This is a genomic window from Comamonas testosteroni ATCC 11996, assembly GCF_000241525.1.
Classification (GTDB): Bacteria; Pseudomonadota; Gammaproteobacteria; order Burkholderiales; family Burkholderiaceae_C; genus Comamonas; species Comamonas testosteroni.
In genome coordinates this window covers 46542-66779 of the sequence record NZ_AHIL01000013.1, presented here as the reverse complement: position 1 = coordinate 66779, position 20238 = coordinate 46542, and the positions used below count along the sequence as shown (strand labels likewise).

General features: G+C 57.4%; 17 protein-coding genes, 2 pseudogenes and 1 other annotated feature. Of the genes and pseudogenes, 12 read left to right on the top strand and 7 right to left on the bottom strand.

Annotation, left to right across the window (positions count from 1 at the left end; all coding sequences use genetic code 11):
• Positions 1-25 precede the first annotated feature (25 nt).
• Positions 26-645: pseudogene (locus tag CTATCC11996_RS26135) on the bottom strand (IS3 family transposase); the annotation flags it as partial.
• Positions 248-364, bottom strand: a sequence feature (AL1L pseudoknot). It overlaps the preceding pseudogene by 117 nt.
• Before the next feature lie 314 nt (positions 646-959).
• Between CTATCC11996_RS26135 and CTATCC11996_RS06950 the strand changes: the two are divergent.
• Positions 960-2039, top strand: coding sequence for a calcium/sodium antiporter (locus CTATCC11996_RS06950; protein ID WP_003074489.1), 1080 nt, complete (start codon positions 960-962; stop codon positions 2037-2039).
• Positions 2040-2324: 285 nt separating this feature from the next.
• Here the strand turns inward: CTATCC11996_RS06950 and CTATCC11996_RS06945 are convergent, their stop codons facing one another.
• Positions 2325-3317, bottom strand: coding sequence for a site-specific integrase (locus CTATCC11996_RS06945; RefSeq protein ID WP_042438374.1), 993 nt, complete (start codon positions 3315-3317; stop codon positions 2325-2327).
• Positions 3318-3766: 449 nt separating this feature from the next.
• Here CTATCC11996_RS06945 and CTATCC11996_RS06940 point away from each other — a divergent pair, with 449 nt between their 5' ends.
• The 3 genes from CTATCC11996_RS06940 to CTATCC11996_RS06930 all read left to right on the top strand — a co-directional run bounded on the left by CTATCC11996_RS06940 (position 3767) and on the right by CTATCC11996_RS06930 (position 5673).
• The gene (locus tag CTATCC11996_RS06940) at positions 3767-4381 is read left to right on the top strand and encodes a hypothetical protein (protein ID WP_238532398.1); all 615 of its coding nucleotides are present in this window, start codon (positions 3767-3769) and stop codon (positions 4379-4381) included.
• A gap of 189 nt (positions 4382-4570) precedes the next feature.
• Entirely contained in the window at positions 4571-4942 is a 372-nt protein-coding gene (locus CTATCC11996_RS06935) for a type I restriction endonuclease subunit M (protein WP_236597835.1), read from the top strand.
• Positions 4942-5673, top strand: a complete 732-nt coding sequence (locus tag CTATCC11996_RS06930; protein WP_003074480.1) for a hypothetical protein — start codon at positions 4942-4944, stop codon at positions 5671-5673. The genes CTATCC11996_RS06935 and CTATCC11996_RS06930 overlap by 1 nt, the downstream gene beginning before the upstream one ends.
• 5 nt (positions 5674-5678) lie before the next feature.
• Here the strand turns inward: CTATCC11996_RS06930 and CTATCC11996_RS06925 are convergent, their stop codons facing one another.
• Positions 5679-6074, bottom strand: a complete 396-nt coding sequence (locus CTATCC11996_RS06925) for a helix-turn-helix domain-containing protein (RefSeq protein ID WP_003074478.1) — start codon at positions 6072-6074, stop codon at positions 5679-5681.
• A 251-nt stretch (positions 6075-6325) separates the two neighbouring features.
• Here CTATCC11996_RS06925 and CTATCC11996_RS06920 point away from each other — a divergent pair, with 251 nt between their 5' ends.
• From CTATCC11996_RS06920 to CTATCC11996_RS06905, 4 genes are all read left to right on the top strand, one after another.
• Positions 6326-7297: a hypothetical protein gene (locus tag CTATCC11996_RS06920; RefSeq protein WP_236597834.1), complete on the top strand. Its 972-nt coding sequence runs from the start codon at positions 6326-6328 to the stop codon at positions 7295-7297.
• Positions 7298-7478: 181 nt separating this feature from the next.
• Complete coding sequence (locus CTATCC11996_RS06915) at positions 7479-8216, top strand: alpha/beta hydrolase (RefSeq protein WP_034348352.1); 738 nt, start codon at positions 7479-7481, stop codon at positions 8214-8216.
• A gap of 96 nt (positions 8217-8312) precedes the next feature.
• Positions 8313-9497 carry a serine hydrolase domain-containing protein gene (locus CTATCC11996_RS06910; RefSeq protein WP_236024180.1) on the top strand — a complete coding sequence of 395 codons (1185 nt, stop codon included), beginning with the start codon at positions 8313-8315 and terminating at the stop codon, positions 9495-9497.
• Between the two features lie 310 nt (positions 9498-9807).
• The gene (locus CTATCC11996_RS06905; RefSeq protein WP_003074470.1) at positions 9808-11667 is read left to right on the top strand and encodes an ATP-dependent nuclease; all 1860 of its coding nucleotides are present in this window, start codon (positions 9808-9810) and stop codon (positions 11665-11667) included.
• Positions 11668-11755: 88 nt separating this feature from the next.
• Here CTATCC11996_RS06905 and CTATCC11996_RS06900 read toward each other — a convergent pair whose 3' ends face one another.
• The 3 genes and pseudogenes from CTATCC11996_RS06900 to CTATCC11996_RS26130 all read right to left on the bottom strand — a co-directional run.
• Positions 11756-14053, bottom strand: coding sequence for an nSTAND3 domain-containing NTPase (locus CTATCC11996_RS06900; protein WP_115597211.1), 2298 nt, complete (start codon positions 14051-14053; stop codon positions 11756-11758).
• A gap of 121 nt (positions 14054-14174) precedes the next feature.
• A complete protein-coding gene (locus CTATCC11996_RS06895) occupies positions 14175-14756 on the bottom strand; it encodes a hypothetical protein (protein ID WP_003074466.1) in 582 nt (193 codons plus the stop codon).
• A gap of 326 nt (positions 14757-15082) precedes the next feature.
• A pseudogene (locus CTATCC11996_RS26130) lies at positions 15083-15313 on the bottom strand (transposase); the annotation flags it as partial.
• Positions 15314-15476: 163 nt separating this feature from the next.
• On the opposite strand from CTATCC11996_RS26130, the gene CTATCC11996_RS06885 reads away from it, so the two are divergent.
• Both CTATCC11996_RS06885 and CTATCC11996_RS06880 read left to right on the top strand, forming a co-directional pair.
• Positions 15477-16169 (top strand): hypothetical protein, encoded by a 693-nt coding sequence (locus tag CTATCC11996_RS06885; protein ID WP_003074462.1) that lies wholly within the window; start codon positions 15477-15479, stop codon positions 16167-16169.
• Positions 16170-16179: 10 nt separating this feature from the next.
• Positions 16180-16737, top strand: a complete 558-nt coding sequence (locus CTATCC11996_RS06880) for a hypothetical protein (RefSeq protein WP_003074459.1) — start codon at positions 16180-16182, stop codon at positions 16735-16737.
• Positions 16738-17265: 528 nt separating this feature from the next.
• On the opposite strand, the gene CTATCC11996_RS06875 is transcribed toward CTATCC11996_RS06880, so the two are convergent.
• The gene (locus tag CTATCC11996_RS06875) at positions 17266-17583 is read right to left on the bottom strand and encodes a DUF1153 domain-containing protein (protein ID WP_003074457.1); all 318 of its coding nucleotides are present in this window, start codon (positions 17581-17583) and stop codon (positions 17266-17268) included.
• A gap of 464 nt (positions 17584-18047) precedes the next feature.
• Between CTATCC11996_RS06875 and CTATCC11996_RS06870 the strand changes: the two genes are divergently transcribed.
• Together CTATCC11996_RS06870 and CTATCC11996_RS06865 are read left to right on the top strand one after the other, a co-directional pair.
• Entirely contained in the window at positions 18048-19010 is a 963-nt protein-coding gene (locus CTATCC11996_RS06870) for a chromate resistance protein ChrB domain-containing protein (RefSeq protein ID WP_003074454.1), read from the top strand.
• A 24-nt stretch (positions 19011-19034) separates the two neighbouring features.
• Positions 19035-20237 (top strand): chromate transporter, encoded by a 1203-nt coding sequence (locus tag CTATCC11996_RS06865; RefSeq protein ID WP_003074452.1) that lies wholly within the window; start codon positions 19035-19037, stop codon positions 20235-20237.
• Position 20238: the final 1 nt, after the last annotated feature.

Below are 20238 nucleotides of genomic sequence, written 5' to 3'. Positions count from 1 at the left end.
CGAACCGTTTACACAAAAATTCGGACACGCCCTCCAGGCCCAGCTGGCGCATCAAGCGTTGCACTGTGCAGCGGGCAATCGGCAAGCCCTCTCGGTGCATCTGCTTCCAGACTTTGACGACGCCATAAACCTGCCAATTGGCGTGCCACACCCGTTGAATATGACTGCAACGTTCTTCATCTGATTGGCGGCGCTTGCTGCGCAGCCACGGGCAGTTTCTTTGTTGAACCTTGCGCCTGTAGCCCGATGGGGCAATTTGCAGCAGCCTACAAATTGGCTCGACCCCATAGGCATCACGGTACTTGTCTACGAAGTCAATCAACTCTTGATGCGACGGTCCAGCTCCGCCTGTGCAAAAAAAGCGCTCGCAGCCTTGAGGATGTGATTGGCACGGCGCAGTTCCTTGTTCTCTCGCTCAAGTTGTTTGAGCCGCTCACGTTCATCCGTGGTCAACCCTGGCCGTTGGCCTGCATCTATTTCTTTGCGCTGCACCCACCCATGCAGGGTGCTGACCGAGCAACCTATCTTGGGGGCAATCGATTCACACGCACCCCACAGTGATGCGTAATCCGCTTGGCATTCCTGCACCAAACGTACGGCACGTTCACGTACCTCGGGGCTAAAACGAGCAGCTTTAGTGTTCATGACTCAATCCTCTCAGGAGTTGAGCCTCCACGGAAGCCGGTGTGATTCACAGTGAGGATTAGCTGACGATGTACTCGGGATGACTGCTATTGGCCGGAAGCACGTGATCGTCGTGGCTCCCCAAAGCTGTCAACCACTGGCAGGAGCAAACCAACCAGCGACTGCTTTCGGGGTCTTGAGCGAAATGGCGCTCTCGGCCAGAAGCCGACGCTCTATAAGGAGGACTTATGGCGAGCTATGGCATGCATGGAGGCTCGATAAAGGTACGCGCCTGGTAAGCTGTGCCACTTGATTCTTAGCTACAGTGCTCAGTCATGAACATCCTTCTATTTCTCGGCGGGCTTTTCTTGCTGGTCATGGGTGCCAGCTTGTTGGTGCGAGGCTCTTCCAAGCTGGCCCTGTCGTTTGGCATCAGTCCGCTGGTCGTGGGACTGACGATCGTTGCGCTCGGCACAAGCGCACCCGAGGTTGCAGTCAGCGTGGGGGCCGTGCTCGATGGGAAAACCGACATTGCCATTGGCAACGTGGTGGGCAGCAACATATTCAACGTTCTGTTCATCCTTGGCATCAGCGCGTTGATTGCACCGCTGGTGGTCAACATTCAGCTGATACGCCAGGAGGTACCGATCATGATCGGTGCATGTTTTCTCTTGCTCGCCTTGGGGTTGGACGGTCAACTTTCGTTTTTCGATGGCGGTTTTCTCTTCGTGCTGCTGGTGTCTTACACAGTGTTCCTGATCGTGCAGTCACGGCGCGAAACCCAGCTCGCCAAGGACGAATACGCGGGTGAGATCAAACCCTCTGCCCCCGGCGCCTGGGACGATCGGTTGCTGGTTCAGTTGCTGCTGATTGCCGCTGGCCTAGCTGCGTTAGTGTTCGGCTCCGAGTACCTAGTGCAAGCATCGGTGAGTTTCGCAAAGGCCATGGGTGTGAGCGACCTGATCATTGGGCTGACCATCGTTGCCGCTGGTACCAGCATGCCCGAGGTTGCCACCAGCATCGCCGCAGTCATCAAGGGCGAACGGGACATCGCAGTGGGCAATGTGGTGGGAAGCAATACCTTCAACATTCTGGGCTGCCTGGGTGTCTCGGGCCTAGTGTCGGGTGACCTGGGGTTGGACATGGCTCCATCGCTGCTGGCCTTTGACATCTGGGTCATGGTGGCAGTGTCGTTTGCCTGCCTCCCCGTGTTCATGACTGGTCGCGAGATCGCTCGCTGGGAAGGCGGGGTCTTTCTGGGCTACTACGTCGCATACGTGGCTTACTTGATCATGGCCGCGCAGCAGCACGATGCGCTGCCAGCATTCTCGGGCGTCATGCTCAGCTTCGTCGTACCGCTGACGGTCGTGACGCTGGTTGTTGTGTTGATCCGCCGCCCAGTAAAGAAAGGATAGAGCACTAAAACTTTGCCCTCTATCACTAGCTAATGACTGCTATGGGTCGATAACGCCACTTCCTATCCTGTGAGAGCGGACCTTGAGCCCTATCTTTGGGCTGCTTCCGCTCACAGTCCGCTACTCACCAGAAACCAGTCAGTGAAGGTTAGCTGACGATGTACTCGGGATGACTGCCATTTGGATGAAATTGGAAGTTCGGGCAACCAGCATGAACTGCCGCAATCGCTGCACAGCTGCCGTTGCCTTGTGCGAGCAGGTTCTTCACACCAGATGGACGGCGCATCAAAGCAGGCTTGGTATAGCCCGCTGTGTGGTTCTGCGTATGTACTTGACCAGCGTCACATCTGACTTGTGCCCCGTCTGCTCGCGTATCTGCCACGGCTGCAATCCTTGTTCGGCTGCACTGGTGCAGTAGCCAGCTCTCAAGCTGTGGCCGCTGATGTGCTTGGCATCTACGCCAGCTTGTGCTACGGCGGCTTTTGCGATGAGAGCTACAGACTGGGCTGACAGTCCTTGGCTGGCAATCTGGCCGTGGCGGTTTACTGCTCTAAAAACATAGCCTTCATGGATGCCAGCGACAGTCAGCCAATGAAGCAGGGCAGTGACAGGGCAGTGTGTGCCAGTCGCGCGTGGAATGAACACTGTGCGCCCGCGCCGCTCTTGATCTGTTTTGCTGATCGGTAGCTCAATCTCAATGCCGCTGGCTGAGGGATGCAGGTGCTCCATACGAATCTTCACCAGTTCAGAGCGCCGCATTGCAGAAGCAAAGCCCACCAGCAGCAAGGCCTGATCACGTGCTGCTTTGACCGGCATCTGGCGGTGCTCCATGAAAGCTAGTGCGGCTAGCAGGTCTTCCTTGATCAGTGGCTTCACTTGCCGCTGTTTGGTGCTCAGCGTGCGGCGTATGCCTTGCATGACTTGCTTGACGATCTCGCTACGGGCCGGGGAGGGATGCTTTTGCTGCAAGTGCGCTTTATGTATGGCTGTGACGCGGCGCGTCAACGTAGCAACCGCCAAGCCTGCATTCGCAAACTCTGCCAAGTATTTCGCTAATCGCTTGGGTGTACAGGGAATGCTGCCGCCATGTGTCAAGAAATGCCGCACATCAGACGCATAAGCACGTTTTGTGGAGCTGGATTGGCTGGCATCTATATATTCTTGAACAGTGTTGCAGTTAAATGTTTTGATTGATTTGTTTTTCCTTAGAGTTTTCTGCTTTGTTTTTTGAGGGCGCGATTTATCCTCTGCCAAAGCGGTTGAACGTTGTTTACTCATGAGAGTTGTCTTTCTATTTAATGGTAATTGCGATTTATCGCTACCTAGAATCAGATAGGCGATTGAAGGGCTTGGCGAGTACGTGCCGGCGCAGCAAGTTGTTGCACTCAGTGAGTGCCTTGCCGTTTGTAGAGGTGTGGCTGAGACACTGGATTGCAGTGCAGATGCACTGGCTTTTTTGTAATTTACACAGCGACTCGCATTTGGATTTATAACTTCGCGACATTTAGTTTTCGACAATGTTGCAAAATTAATAAAATACAGTATTTTTTTGGTCTTTTGTATATAATAACACCATGCATTAATTAATCAAATTTTCTGATGAATTTATGTATCAGTAAATATCGCTGATTTTTATTATGTGCACAGAGCATTATTCGATGAATCACTGCCTGATTCCCGAGTTGAATCACCCGAGCAATTTGGCATTTCGCCGCCACAACCGCATCGTGCTGCTGCAGCGCTTGTTGCCGGTTCTGGCCGACATGCTCAGTGCGGAGCAGCTGGTTGATGTGTCGAGTGAGCTGGAGATGCTGTACTGGCCAGCACTGGGACGTGCGCAAAGTCCGTGCTTCTTTGACGTGCCTGCGTTTCTTGGCTCCGTGACCCCGGATCAGCCGATGGAGCCTGCGGTGGTGTTCGAGCGCTTGATGGCGTTGCCGTGTCCACCGTTGCCGTTGGATGTGGCCCCGGTGGCTTGCAACTTGGAGCGTCTGGGCAAGCAGCTGGATTTGTCAGCCGTCGAGCAACTGCATCTGCTGTGCGCTTATCTGAATTACGGCGGTGGTGCGTGGCCGTATCTACAGTTGCCAGAGCGTTCGCAGCACGCTTTGCTGGCTGCATGGTGGGCCACCGATCTGGCTGCGGTCAATGCCACGTTGAATGGCCGGTTGGGCACACTGCGCTTGCTGGAGCTGCCAAGCTGGCAGGACTCTGATGGCACGCAATCGCTGTGCTGCACATTGGCGGCGCTGCTGCCCATGTCTGCGGATGTGGTGCGGATTGTGAGCCAACACCATGCGACCGATGCCGCGTTGCTAAATGCTCTGCAGCACCTGCCGTAGAACGCCTGCACTGGTGGTGTGAAGTCACTGCGAATTTGAATTCTTGATCTCTCCATGGACCGCTTTGACGGTCCTTTTTTTTATCCGTTTCCACGCATGCGGAGGACAGTGCTCGCCCATGTGGGACAGCGGTGTCGGTGGTTCGCGCGTGGAGTTCTTGCGTCTGACGTTCAACCAAGGAGTAATTCCATGTCAGCAAATTCTTCTCAACCCACAGCAGCTCGCCGCATGACGTTGATGAGCAATGCCCCGCGCTTTGCGCTGGGCCAGATGGTCGCAACACCAGGTGCTTTGGCGCTGCTGGAGCAAACCGGCTTTAGTGCGCTGGCATTGATCTCACGCCATGTGCATGGCGACTGGGGCGACTGCTGCGCCGAAGACAAAGCCACCAATGAGCTGTCGGTCCAACAGGGCATGCGTGTGATGAGTGTCTACCGGCTGGTGGACGCCGAAAGGCTCCAACAGACGCCACAAGACAAGCGTAGCAGCTTGCCCACGATCTGGATCATCACCGAAGCCAATCGCTGCGTGACCACGCTGCTCTTGCCGGAGGACTACTGATGGTGGCACGTGCATCTGGAACCACCTACGGTTTCCAGCGCGTGCATGCGGCATTGCAGACCGGCCATGTGCTGACCGTGCAGCAACAGCGCCAAGAGCCGGTGCGCTGCTTCATGCAGCAGTCCATGCTTGATGGCGCTTGCGGCACGCATGTGCTGGCCATGATCTTGGTGATCTTCGATCTGGCAAAGGCCTCCGCCATGCACGACATGAGCCAGCGCAAGCATGGAGTGGCGGCTGCGGTCTGGAAAGCCTTCGGCCCCAAGTACTTTGCTGGCATTTACGCCAATGAGTGGGCAGAGCTGGTCAACAGCTTGGCTTTGCCACTGAAGCTGACGGCCAAGTACGGAGCCGCAGAGCATGTAGATCGGCATGCATTGGACTGGCTGATGCGTGGTGAGTTGGTGGCGGTGGCTTTTGCATCGGTCAAACACCAACGTACCAGGCATTGGGCACTGGCAGTCGGCGTGGAAGGCATCGCAACTGGATCAAAGTATCAACCACAGCGCATCTTGTTGCTGGACCCTGGCGGTGGCGAACCGAGCTTCCAAGCGTTCAATGCACGGCTGCGGTTGCCGACCACGGGTCTTGGCAGTCGCCGCGCCAAACAACTGCATCTGCCGGCTGATGATGCCAAGCCATGGACAGTGTTCTGGCACTACGAGTCGGAGTCGTGGTCTGCGGAGTTGGTGCGGCTGCTGGCAGTGGTGCGCGTGCGCAAGCTGCAGTGACTCGCCTATGCCTTGGAGCGTTTGGTGCGGTGATCGGCACCAACGGCTTTGGACGGCGCTGGATTTTTTTCGGCATGCGCCTGGTTGCGGCGGCGCAGTTCACCGCCTTGCGATGCAGGTGGCAGCGTGGCTGTCACGCCATCAAAGAGCTCTGCCAGCGTGATCCCTAAGCAATGGCACAGCGTGGCAAGTGTGAGCAGCGATGGATTGATGTGGCCGTTCTCCAGCTTGGAGATGCGCGAGCGCTCCACCTCGGCGTCATGCGCCAGTTGTTCTTGCGACTTTTGCGCCAGCTCGCGGTAGCTGCGCAGCTTGGCCCCCAGTGCCTGTGTGACGGCATTGGGCAGCTTCACCACTGGCGTGGCGCTCAGCTGCGACGGGGCGGACTCCTTGACTCTCATGTCCGCAGAGGGTCTGCCAATGTGCTTTTTGAGCCAACGTCTTATACGACACAATGCTTTAAGATTTGAGTCGTATAAAACACATAAAACAGGAGAGAGAAGTAATGAGAAAAACTCTAATGAGTGGCGCATGCGCGGCTGCAGCCGTGCTTGCTGGATGTGGCAGCAAGACGCCAACTTGTGCGGATGCGGAGACAGTCAGCTTGGTCAAACAGATATACCAGCAGCAGTTTGACAAGCAGCACAAGGACATGAGCGAGGAGCGCCAAAAGCGCGTCCAGTTCACGGTCAAGGACACCGCTGTTACCCTTGAGAACATCACCACCGACGCCAGCAATCCCGACACTGGAAAAGCTATGTGCTCGGCACAGCTGACAACCGTCATGCCGGAAGATGCTGTGAAAGCCGAGCCGCAGATGGAGCAATACATGCGGGCCATCTACGAACGGCAAGGTGCTGTATTGGATGGCACCAAGCTTCGTGGCCAAGTGACATACACCGTGCAGCGCACCGAAGACACCGGGGTATTGCAAGTGGCACTTAACGGCTTCATGCCTTTCATGGGCTACTTCCATGACATAGCCATGGATCGCTATGACCGTATGCTGCGCGCACAAGCAGCAGCAAAGAAGTCAGTCGAGGCTCAAATGTCTGCCGCACCATCTGCCAGCATGACTGAGATGGAAGCCGAGACCGAAGGAGCACCTTCGGAGCCTGCACCGTCAGCTGCACCACCACAGCAGCCACAAGCGACGATCAACGAGCAAATCCAAGCCGCGCAGCCTGTACCTGGCCAGACAGCTGCAGTGCCCACGCTGTGTTCAGCCGACGAGACCCCGGTGTTTGCCTGCTCGACCGGCAAAAAGCGTGCATCGCTGTGCATGGCCAGCAGCGGTAGTCAGCTGACGTACCGACTGGCCCCGCTGGACGCAGCGCCAGAGATGGTCTACCCGGCGAATGCTGCGACTGCAAGCACCGCGTTCAAACAGGGCACGCACACTGGCTCCACTGCGCAGGCACTGCCTTATGTATCGTTTGACAAGGGCAACTACCGCTATGTCGTGTATGGCCGGACAACCACGGAGCAAGGCATCTTGGTAGCGCAAAGTGGCAAGCGCATTGCAGACCTGCACTGCCAAGGGGAGCGACTGTCTGAGCTGGGCATGTCGAAGATGCAAAGTTTGAGTCTGAATCAAGACACGCGACCGTTGCAGCTCCCATAAATCCGCAGCAGTGGCATTCAAGCCTCAATCATGCCCGTTTGTGCCGTGCCGACTTGCTCAGCCAGTGCTGCCAAGGGCATGATTTCAGAAAAATAGAGAAAGAGAGGGAGACATGATCTCCAAGCCTATTGCTCCAGCCTTCAAGCACCTCTGGCGAAGCTTCTGTGCAGGTGCGGCTTTAATGGCCGCGACATTTGCAGTACATGCCCAGGGCTCCACATTCAAGCTTCCGACTCGCGAAGGGGTGAGCACCACGGTGTTTTGGGAAGCGACTCCGGATGCCAAAGCCACGGTGCTGCTGTTTCCCGGTGGTGGCGGTGGCTATGGGAGGGTGGAAAACGGCAAAGCCACTAGCAGCAATTTTTTGGTGCGCTCAGCGCCGTACTTCACAGCCAACGGCTTCAATGTGGCAATCCTTGGCCGCCCCAACGGCAAGGAGCTGGACTTTGCGGACAGAGTCACGGCCGAGCACATGACGGACCTCGCCAAAGTGCTGGAGTTCGTGAAGCAAAAAAGCGACCGTCCTGTCTGGCTCGTTGGCACCAGCCGGGGCACGGTGTCAGCGACGGCCATGGCGATCAAGGTGCCCGATCCGGCCATCGCCGGCCTGGTGCTGACCTCCAGCATCGTGCGCTATGCCACCCCTGGTGCTGTGCCGCTCCAGGACCTGAAAGCCATCCAAATGCCGGTGCTGGTCTACCACCATGCCAAGGATGCCTGCAGGCACTGCCAGCCGGTGGAAACGTCCTGGATTCTCAAGGGGCTGAGCAATGCGCCCGTCAAGAAACTGATGATGGTGGATGGCGGCTCCGACCCCACTGGCGATGAATGCGATGCGCAGCACTGGCATGGCTTTATCGGCATGGAGCGTGAAGCGGTGGATCAGATCGCAGGCTGGATCAGAAATCCAGTGAACTAAGCCAACAAGGCTGTCCACGTCACTCGTCTTCGCTGGCTCAGCGGATGTGCCGGTGGGCAAGCCTCTATCCAAAAGCAAAGATAACAAGAGAGCAACATGAACACAAAGCGTTGTATGCACACGCTGACGGCCACTGCAATCGCCGTGCTGTCGGCCTTCTCGGTGCAGTTCGGTTATGCACAGAACAACCCTGTGGCCGGTAACGGCGGAGCTTCCGCACCAGACGATTGGCTACTGACGCCCAAAGGGCCAAAGTGGTGGTATCAAACCATCCCGAGTCCGCAGCCTAAAGCGTTGAACGTCAGATCAGCCAAAGCGGCTGAGCAAACCGTCATCAATGAAGCCCGCACGCTGATGGCCAATCGTCCGGCCAAGGCTTTTGCATTGCTTGATGGTGACAACGTGCTGCACACCGAATTCAAAGCGCCCGCCGATGCCAATTCATTGTTTTTTGGCTTCTCGATGGGGAAGACGGTCACAGCCATGGCAGTTGGTCGAGCCATTTGCGCTGGCAAGCTCAGTCTGCAAACCAAAGCCAGTGAGTTGATACCGAAATTACAGGGCAAGGCTCTTGGCGAAGCGACAGTCCATGATCTGTTGCGCATGTCGTCCGGCACGGCCCAGATCAATGCGGACAGCACCATTTGGAACAAGGAGCAGGTTCAAGACTGGAGAGTCGGTCTGCTGAACCTGGAGGACCTGGTTTCGTCAGACCCAGTGACGCAAGCTGCCCGTGGTGTGTTCTCGACATACAAACCAGGCGAAGTCTTTGCATACAAGTCCACCGACCCCCTGACGCTGGGTATCATGGTCAGCCGCGCTACGAACACGCCTTGGAACCAGTGGATTCAGGAGCAAGTCCTCAATCCTATGGGGGCAGCGCATGCTGGTCTCTACGTCCAAGATCGGGCGCAGAACGGTCTTGCAGATTCCGGCATGCGCTTGCGCCTTGAAGACTGGATGCGCTTTGCGGTGTGGGTCAAAGAATCATCCAAGCAGCAAGACTGCTTTGGTGACTTCGTGCGCACAGCCATGAGCAAGCAAATCGCCAATGGCACAACACCGGCCACGCGCAAGAACGGCAAGCTGTTTGCCAGCTACGGCTACCTCACTTGGACCGACAACGACATTGCGCCGAACACGGCATGGGCTGTCGGTTGGGGTGGTCAGCGTATCGGTTGGAACAAGGGTAACGATCGCATGGTGCTGGTTTTTTCCAACGAGGAAGCTTGGCTGGGCGATGCTTATGTACTGGCTAAGAACTGGGGGCAGTTGCAATAAACAATCGTTGCTCTTAGTTGCCGACGCTGCTCATCCTTGACCAGCATTCCGCTCTCACTTGGCTAGTTTGCTTGAGTGGACCGCCGACAGCAGACGAGCCAGTGCCGTTGTTCATCCTCTGGCTGTTGAAGTCTAGTTTGCAGCGGTTGCAGTCTGTCGAAACCTGGTATCGAACGGCGGCGTTGCTTCGTATAGCCGCCGCGCCGGTCCAGTCTTGGAACCTTAAAGTCGATTCTGATTGCAAATGGTTACATCCATGGCAAAGTAGCGACTCCATCAAATGCAGCCCAACCTAAAGCTAGGAAAAAGCATGCGCCTGCGCCGGTTTGAAATCCACAATTTCAAGTGCATAGAGCACGTGACCCTGGAATGGGAAGACCTGCTTGTCCTCATCGGGGAAAACAATGCGGGCAAATCTTCCGTGCTGTCCGCTATTGCCGTGTTCCTCAGTGGCAGTTCTATCAAGGACTCGTCGCTTTTTCGCAGGCACCAGACCGATGACGGAAACGCCATAGAGCTGATCGGGCACTTCGACTGCCTCACGGACGACGAGAAAGCCCAGGTCGCTGTTCGTGGTCGCATGGACGGCGACCGGTGGGTGCTTAAGAAGCGCTACTGGTTCGAACCAGGTGAGGACGGCGAGGCGGGCGGTTGGAAGGAACAGCTGTTCTCCTTCTCTGGCCTTGAGCAGTTCGTAGGCTGGCCTGACCCAGACACAACCTGGGCTGCGTTCCCGGCAGACTATCAGCCGATTATTGACGCGCTGCCCAATAAGGGCGCGCGCCCCAACGTCGGCTCAAGGGAGTCGCTCAAGGCTGTCGTGCGCGAGCAGCGCCCCGATTTGGTCGCGCTTGGTGAGGCTGCCTGGCTCCCCAACCCCGGTGGTGGCGGCAACTGGAAGAGCAACGCAAACTCCATCCTGCCTCGTCCCATTTTCGTGAGGGCAGTCCAGGAGGCAAGCGACGAGACCAATGCGAAGGACGCATCGACGTACGGCAAATTGGTCAACCTCATCGTTGAGCGCAGCTTGGCACGGCGTCCCGAAATGGCAGCGCTCCAAGCCGCCCTGGATGACGTTTTGGCGCTTTTCCGTCCTGACCCCGCCAACCCGCAGCGGCAGGCTCAAGAAGTTCGAGACCTGCAGGACCGCATTAATCAGAGCCTGAACGAGGTCGTCGGAGGCCAAGCGCTGATTCGTACTGAGGCACCGGAGCTGCGGACTATGGTTCTGCCGTCGACCTCGCTCGTCATCCGCGATGCCCAGGCAGGCATCGACACAGAAGTTGGCCATCAGGGCCATGGTCTGCAACGCACGCTGGTCATCACGCTACTCCAGCTTCTCGCTGACGCGCAAGCTCAAGGTTCTCAAGCCGCCGGCGCCGGTCTTCAGCGCGGCACCATCCTGCTGATCGAGGAGCCCGAGCTCTATCTACATCCCCAGATGGAGCGCTTGATGCGGGACGTGCTGCACCGGCTTGCTGCGCAGCCCAATACGCAGGTTGCCTGCTGTACGCACTCGCCGGTCTTCCTAGACATCGCAAACAGGTACCGTGCCATCGTACGGATGTTCAAGACAGCGCAAGGCGATGCTGCCTGCTATCAGGTCACTAAGGACTTGTTTCCCGGGATGGCCCATCAAATAGACAAGCAGCGCCTGCAAACGGTGGCGAGATTTCACCCAACCGTTAACGAACTCTTCTTCGCCAAGAGTGTCGTGCTGCTTGAGGAGGGCAGCGCGATTGCGGCCTTCGAGCGGGGCGCTGACCTGATGGGCCTTTTCCAAAGGCACGTCCGTCTGCGTCGGGAGGTTGCGTTGGTTGACTGCAATGGCAAGAAGAACATTCCGGCCTTCCAGCGCGTGCTAAACGCATTCAGCATTCCCTACCGCGTGGTGCACGACGGAGACACCAACAACCCGCAGGCCTTTGCGGACAACACTCCGATTGCTGCAGCACTTCCTGCGGGGGGGGCCCACCTGATCCACCAAGTGCTGCCCGACGATCTTGAAGGACTGCTGGGCTATACGGCCGCCAAGGGAAGCAGCAAGCCCTACGTCGCTGTTTGTACCGTGGAAAATCTGCACGCTCAGGCGCAGTTGCCTGCAGCTTTCCAACAAGCCGTGTGCATGACTTACTTTGGCCAGCTCGCTGAACCGCAGCCTGTGCCCTGAAGGCCCTTGAGCGAGTCACTCGCCTCAAGAGTATCTGCGCGTGTCCAGGACCAACCGCGCGGTCCAGCATGCATGCTGGACCGCGATGTCATTCGTCGACGTCGCTGAAGATTGAGCGACCACCCTGCTGTTCGCGTTGCGCGGCCGCCCGGGGGACGCTGCTGAAGAAACTGGTTTCCTCTTCGTCGTCGGACTTCTTGGCCTCAACGTCTTTCTTAGCCTGATCTAGGTTGGCGGTCAGCTTGTCGTGCTTCTCTTGGAAGACTGAATTCGCTTCCACCAGGTATCGGATGCTGTCGAGGAAGTCAGCAACCTCCTCGAATTGGCTGTCGATGTCACCGTCTGGGTCCGCCTCCTCCCGACAGGTGGAAATCTTCTCCTGAACTTCCGAGTCCAGTTTGGCCAGCAGGCCGGCGGTCAACTGCATCAGCTCTGAGGGGCGAAACACTGCCAGGATGCTGTCATCCTGGACAAATGAAGCGTCGAAAGAACTGAGGGCGCCTTCTTCGAGCATGGATGTCGTCGCTAAGCGAACTTCATCATCGAGTAGCCCCATTTCATGAGCTGTGGCACGAAGACGAACTACTTGCCGCCAGCGGAGACGGCGCCAAGACAAGCGCTCGCCCTGGCGGCCAAGAAGCTCGGGAGCCCGCCGCAAGACCTTCTGCACCAAATCCCTGGGGAGTCGGCGGTTCAGGAACTCGAACAGCTGTTCGTTCGCGCCTTCCTCATCAGGCGTTTCTAGCAGTCGTACGACGAGCGCATCACTGCTGCTGAGTGGAACCACGACGGCATCGCGAACCGGAGCCGCGCCTTCACAAACCACCTCTGTCAGAAGGGTGTCGAGCCCGGCACCCCGGACATAGACGTCGATCAGGTCCGGGCGCTTACTCAGAATCGCACTGATGGCATCGGCAAATGTCGGGTGCCAGAACGCCCAGTATTCCTTGTCACCGTCACTTCGACGGACGACGAAGGAGCCTGCAAGTTGCATCAATGCCTGAGCCATGTTGGCTTTCGTCACGCCGTAGCTCGTTGCCACCAATGCCGCTTCGGCGTCGGGGAACAGGTGAACCGGCAGTCGGGACCGCGTGAGGAACACCAACGTAAGCGCAGCTTGTTGCTCTGGCGTCAATTCCTTGAACGTCTGAACCAGGAACTCCTGTGGTTGAGCGATGAAACGCAGCAGGTCGTCAGGAAGCTTGGTGACGTTCCCGGTGTAATCCTTGTCTCCTAAGCGCCGCGCGAGCTCAGGCAGCAAACTGCTCTCTTTCGACAATTGAGACAAGTGATCCTTGATCTTCGCTTTCCAGACTGGGGGTTGAGTGCCTGCCTTCAAGTGGTTGTAGAGAATCTGTTCACGCTCCGATTGCGTTAAACCACCGACATTAACCACTGCCGTTCCTGATTCCAGAAGAGGATGGTTCCTAGAGCCCAGGCGCGGCGCGGCATCGTTCCAGATGTGAGTGCGGGACGTGAGGATGAAGTGACAGCCATGGTCAAGTGCCGTCTTGAGCTTCGGCATGAACTCGATCCAGGCATTCACATAATCCGGCATCAGCAGGTTCGCGCCAAAAGCATCATCGATCCAAAACAGCCGCTTGTTGTCGTTAGGATTCCAGTGCTGCTTCAGTTCTATAGGCCCGTCGCACTTGAATACCTGCACGTCGTTCTTGTCGACGGCCATCATGGCAAGGATGGCTGCCAACGTGGACTTTCCTGTTGCCGGAGCTCCAAGAAGTAGTACCAGCTTGTGCTGCGCCAGGATGTCAACTGCATTTCGGTGCGGAGCTGTCGGCACGTACACGTTGAGGGCCTTGCGATGCTCACCCAATAGTGCGAGGGTCTGGGCGGCGCATCGCTCGTCTAGGATGGTTGAGAGATCACCCAGCCCATAGACGCGAGGAACCAGTGCTCGGAGGCGAGGGCTTGCCTTGATCTTGCAAAGCAACCATTCCTTTCCGACGACATGGGGTTCTACAACCCCCTGCGCCAATAGTCGCTCGCGGACTTCTCGCGCGACATCCGCATCCACGCCCATACTGGTGACAAAGTAGTAGACCCTTGCCATTTGCTTGGCAACGAGCTGTTCAACATGCTCAATTTCGCCAGTGATGTCGGACGGCCGCAGGCGTTGGTCGGGCTTGCTGGAGAACTTGCACTGCACTGTGCCCACTGCGGTGAGCCCATCAGGACTTTTCGTAAGGAACACAGCATCCTGCCCACCGTCTTGCGCTTCGCGATAGACCGAGACCGTAGTCTGAAGCTCTTCCTCCATGACCTGTGCACACAAGTCCTGGAAGGCCTTCCAGCCAAGCGTATGCAGAGCGAAATCGGCGTGGTATGCCTGCGTTTCAATGGTGGTCATCTGCGCGGTGTATTTCATTGGCGACTCGCAGATTTTCGTCAGCGCGCAGACGAATTCGGGGGCCAACAGGACTACGAGCTGCGCTCATATGTGCCTGCCAAGCTAAAAGATGCAGCATGGATCCTCGTGCCAGGTAGATTCAGCCGATTCTTCTAACGAACTCGGCGGCCTCGCGCGTTGCAGAGAACTTTCTGGAGCCCTTGCTGGCGAGCTCAACGCGTAACAGCCCAGCGACGACTAGGGAATCAAGATCCTCGTTCATGAACTGCGGCTCATCGTACCGAATCTCGCCGGAAGCAGGACCACCGATGAACAGGAACTCGGGGGGCTGGCCAGTGCTGAGTTTGTGCTCCAGCGCATATTGCGCGCGGGATTCAACAATCTGCCGCAGGATTGATCGGGCCTGCCTTGAGAGTTTGGGCGTGGCATCAAGCACGTCTACAAGCCCCCCAAACCCTTCGATGCTGCTGGCAATCGAAGCGATCTGGTCCTGCAGCGCGTTGAGCCTCGAAACCAGATCTTGGTGGTTGACTGATAGCAGTTTGGCCAACTCGTCGGAGAGCGCCTTATTCCGGACTATGGTCTCCGCAAGGCCAGTGTGATGGCTCTCACGCAACCATTCGATAAATGCGTCCAAGCTCGCAGATGAGCGCTCTGCCTTGAAATTGGACAGCAAGCCAACAACCGTAGCTAACGTACCGGCAAGGGTAAGCGGCTCCAAAATGCATCTCCTTTAAGGCGGCTGAATAGCTCGGAAGCGAAAGCTTAGCAGTCGTTCGGAACTCTAGGTTGAACAGCTGCTTCCAGCCTAGAACCGCCGCTCATAGTGCGGCGCTTGAGTACCGCTTCTGGCCGAGAGCACCATTTCGGTCAAGTCCCCGAAAGCAGTCCATGGTTGGTTTGCTGCGGCCAGTGATTGACAGCTTTGGTGAATTACGACGATCGCGTGCTTCCGGCCAGAAGCAGTCCTTGCAGGCTTTCCCACAGTCGGCTGAGTCAGGCTGGTTGCCTGACGCCGCTGTCGCTCCAGTCAGGGAGTCGCGATTAGCAGGACCTGCCACTGCCGTAGCCGAGAGACTGTGGCAAGTCTTCCTATGAAATGCCGGTGTGCAGCACAAACAAGATGCGATTGAGTGCGGTTTTATTGCTCACGCCGAGCTTGCGTGAGCCGCCTTTGGCGGAAGGAGTGAAGGGCGAAATCAGGGGCTGCAGTTGTCGCCACAGCTCTTTGCCAACGGTTTGTTTGCCATGAGGGAGCGATGCATAAATGCTTCGCATCGGTCTCAAAGGAAAGTGGTGTTAGGTTCTGAAAACATCGCTTTTGCGGCTAACACCATGCGATGGTCAATAAATTTTAATTTTTTATTCTTTTTTGAGGCCGATTTCCTGGACAAATGGACAAGCCAACTTTGAGAATCATGGGCACAGAAAGAGTCCTTTGATGGCCGCATATTATTTTTCCACTCAGCCATCCGAAACTATTGCCGTGCTACTGGCCAGTCCCCGCGCGCAAGCCGCCATGGCAGTGCGTGGTATACAGCTTGCTGCCCAGCAAGCACCTGCCGTTTTCCTGCGCCCTTGCGTCCGCGATGGCGTTGTGGTCTGCGAAAGCATACAAACGCCGCGCACGGCTTACGACCTCCCTGCTCTGGCCCAGCTAACCACCAATTGGCTGCTGTTGACCGACCAACACACCGAGGTGCCGCTGTCTGGGCAAGCGGTAAAAACGGTGCACATCGATGGGATTGCCGATGCCGATATCGCGCAATTTATCGATTTTTTGCTGCGCCACTACAACTTTGACGTGCAGTCCGTGCTGACCGAAGCCGATCTGGACGACTTCTTTGCGCAGTCGCGCATACGCTACGGCTCTGCCGCGATTCGCTGCGACAGCCCTGAGCAGTTCCAGGCCGATATCGACCAGGCTTTTGCAACCATGGCCCCGCTGTTGCGGACGGCAACGAAATATGCCCATATCGTTTTGGAAGGCGAAAAAGCAAAGTTACGACTTTCCATGGGTAGGTATATTCAACAACGGCTGAAGGACTACCCTATCAGCTCCCCCGCATTTTCCAGCACCTACAGCGAACATACGGCTCCCGCCATCCACTGCCATTTTTTACTGTCCCACTGAAACTGCCCCAATGTCTGTCATCACTCCTGCCCACACGGTTCTAGATATTCTGCAGCCTTGGTTTGCACAGAAATCCCACACCTTGCATGCGTTCAGTGCCAGCACGGCATCGTATGAAGAATGGCTGAACTGGGAGCTGTTTGCTGCTTTTCTGCAGCATGGATACCACTGCGAAGGCCGCCCCAGTTACCAACAACTGGGCGATCACTGTCTGAAATCCTTGAAAGGGGATTTGCTCGCCACCCGCCCAGACACACAAGATAAATATCTGATCGAAGTGGCGTTGGTGGGCGCTGGCACGCAAAACAAATGGCGCGAAAAAATACAGCGCGATCATGAAAAATTGCAGCAACTGCAATTGCGCGATGCCAGCCAAAAACTCCACCGCATTCAGCTGGTGTTCCTGGCCTCTTGCGAAGAGCAGGATTTGGTGCACAGCTGGGATGAATGGCTTCAAGGCATCACGTTTTACCGAGACCACCGCGCCCACTGCGCTGCAACCATTGCCCTGAACCACCCCGGTATGGCAACGCAAGGCGAAGCAGCACTGCTGCTGTGGAATGTATAGCGGCTTAAACAGAGAAAACAGCGGTCCTGACCTAACCACCGCGCCTTAGAGACGACTCTAAACCGCTCACGCGGTAGTCCGGTAAGAAGGCCATGAGCGGCAATATACATCGTGCCTCGCCGGACATGGCCATCGTTGAATATCTGCGCAGCTTCCAGCTCTACTTGGTGGATGCTGGCACCTCCCCGATGCCCCAGGGGGGCTATCTCAAGCTGAGGACAGCCATATGGTGTCCAAGATTTATGCCACATCTCTGGTGTGGGGCAGTTTTGCGTGGAAATCAACAGTGCAAAGAGCGCGTGGAATGTATGCAAGCAACCATCAGCACAACCGCGCTGATGGCCGTCCGCTACTCAACGCGGCCTTTACCTGTTGGCAGAAAACTCAAGCCAGGCTTGGGCCAAAGCATCCATCACCGCCTCCGATACCCACTTGCTTTCCAAGTAGCTGCGCGTTTGTCGCAGTGAAGCCTCTATCGGGAAGCCTTTGTCATGTGTGATTGTATTGACCCAGCGGTTTCTGCACAGGTCATTTCTCGTCCTCGTTGCCCAGCAGGGACGCCAGCTTTTTTCTGGCACGCAGCTCCAACATGGCTTCGCCATAGGCCTGCTGAAGTTCGCGCAGTTGCTTCTCGTACTGCTCTTTGACTTCCAAGGGCTTGGTGCGCAGGGCGTTCTCCATGCCACGCTTGCCTTCATCGACCCATTGCTCAACCTCCGAGGGGTTGAGGTCGAAGGCCCGGCTGGCCTCCGAGATCGTGGTCTTGCCCTGGATGATGTCCAGGACAAGGGCCGTCTTACGCTTGGCTGTCCAGCGCTTGATGTCGTCTTCCATCAGGGTGCTCATCGTCGTTTCCTTCAACGTTAACACCTGAGCAGGAATTCACTGGGTCAATACATGATGTCATAGGCCAAATCACCCACAGGGTCATCACGGCTGGCCTGCTTTTCCAGCCAGCGATAAAAGCGGCTGCGGCTTGCTGCACTTGCTTTTTGCTCTGCCACCAGTGCGGCCAGCTCGGCGGCAAATAGGTTGTGTGCACTACGGGGCGGTAACTGCGTCGTGCCGTATCAGCGGGCCACTTGGCATACGCCTGCAGCTTTATTTGTAGCTGCTCGGCGTGGTTGCGTCGCAAAGTGGTCTGGGCTGGCAAAAATATCGCACATTGAGCAGTAGTACAGCGTGCGGTCTTCTTCATAGCAGTCGCCATGCGCATACCATCGTACTGACTTGTTTGATGAAGTTTGGAATGATTTTGTAGAGATCGCTACAGCATTGCAGCATTCATGACGGTGCTCTAAGCTGCTGCCATGACTCTCACTTCGGACTCCTGGCTGGCTCTGATCATCAGCCTCCCCGCCTCAAGCGCTACGCCACGCATGCGGATTTGGCGCGCCGTGAAGGCATTAGGCTGTGCTGCCTTGCGCGACGGTGCCTACCTGCTTCCAGCGCAAGTTGAGCAAGCTGCGCAATTGCAAGCCCTTGCCGACGATGCGCTGCAGGAAGGTGGCCAAGCCTGGCTGCTACAGGTGCGAGCGCGCGATATAGCCGAACAAGCCACTTTCCAGGCGCTCTTCGACCGAACGGTCGACTACACCCCCTGGCTGGAAGAACTGGCCCAAGCGCGTCAGACACTTTCTGGCCTGAGCGCGACCGAGTTGGGCCGTGTGCAGCGCAAGCACGCGCGGGCCTATGAAGCCATCCGCAGGATCGACTTCTTCCCTGCAGAAACCTCGATCCGCGCCGAAGCCCAGTGGCGGGACTTCAACAACGCCATCGAAGCCCTGCAGTCGCCGGGCGAACCACAGGCCACTGCTGGACGCATAGCCCGGCGCGATCGCATGCAATACCAAGGACGTCTCTGGGCGACGCGCCGCAATCTCTGGGTAGATCGCTTGGCCAGTGCCTGGCTCATCCAGCGCTTCATCGACCCGCACGCACGCTTCCAGTGGCTGGAGGCACCGGCCGACTGCCCTGCAGATGCGCTGGGCTTCGACTTCGATGGCGCGACCTTCACTCATGTGGGCGAGCGCGTGACCTTCGAGGTGCTGCTCACGAGCTTTGGCTTGGAAGGTGACAGGGGTCTCTCGCGCCTCGCGGAGATGGTTCATGCGCTCGACGTAGGCGGTGCGACCACGCCCGAGGCCTGCGGCTTCGAGGCTGTTCTGGCCGGAGCGCGCAAGCGCTGGCCGGATGACGACGCGCTGCTGGTCGACATCGGCGGCGTACTCGATTCGCTCCACGCCCATTTCTCCAGCCCGCGCAAGCCGTAGGCATCAACAACTGCAAAGACCCATATGAACGACCTCAACACAACAACGGCGCCCGAAGCCAGCGCCTCAAGTTCCCCCGGCTACACGCTCTGGCAGCTCGTGCGCTACATACTGGCCCTGGGCACCTGGGGCTTTGGCGGTCCCGTGGCCCTGGCGGGCTATATGTACCGCGATCTGGTGGAAAAGCGCCGATGGATCACCGAAGCGGACTACAAGGAGGGCTTGGCCCTCGCCCAACTGATGCCAGGGCCGCTAGCCGCACAGCTGGCCATCTACCTGGGCTATGTCCATTACCGGTTTCTGGGCGCGTCCCTCGTAGGGATCGCCTTTGTCGTCCCGTCCTTCTTCATGGTCGTGGCGCTTGGCGCGGCCTATGTCGCCTACGGCGGCATCGGCTGGATGCAGTCGGTGTTCTATGGCGTGGGCGCCGCAGTGATCGGCATCATCGCCATGAGCGCCTACAAGCTGACGACCAAGAGCATCGGCAAGGACAAGCTGCTGTGGCCTATTTTCCTGATCAGCGCAGCCGTCACGGTGATCACCAAGTCGGAAGAGGTCTGGCTGTTCCTCGGTGCTGGCGTGCTGGTGTGGTTCTGGCGTGCACCCCCTGCATGGCTCAAGCGCGGCGGCAATTTGAACGGCGTGGCGGCCCCACTGGTCGGAATGTTCGCGCTCAGCACCATCGACTGGACCAAGCTCAAGCAGATCGGTCTGTACTTCGCTTATGCCGGCAGCTTCGTTTTCGGCAGCGGCCTTGCGATCGTGCCCTTCCTCTACGGCGGTGTCGTCAAGGAGTACGGCTGGCTGACCGACCAGCAGTTCGTGGATGCAGTGGCGGTGGCCATGATCACGCCGGGCCCGGTGGTGATCACTACGGGCTTCATCGGCTACCTGGTCACAGGCTTCTGGGGCGCCGTGGCAGCGGCAGCCGCCACCTTTGTGCCTTGCTATCTGTTCACGGTGATCCCCGCGCCGTACTTCAAGAAATACGGCAAGCGCCCGGATGTCATCGCCTTTGTCGATGGCGTCACGGCCGCCGCCATCGGCTCCATCGCGGGCGCAGTGATCGTCATCGGTCAGCGCTCCATCTCCGACTGGATCACCGCAGCGCTGGCAATCGCGACCGCAGCCATCTTGTGGCGCTTCAAGAAGCTCCCTGAACCCGTCATCGTGGTTGCGGCAGCCCTCATCGGCCTGGTCGTCCACCCGCTGGTTACGCACGGCTGAT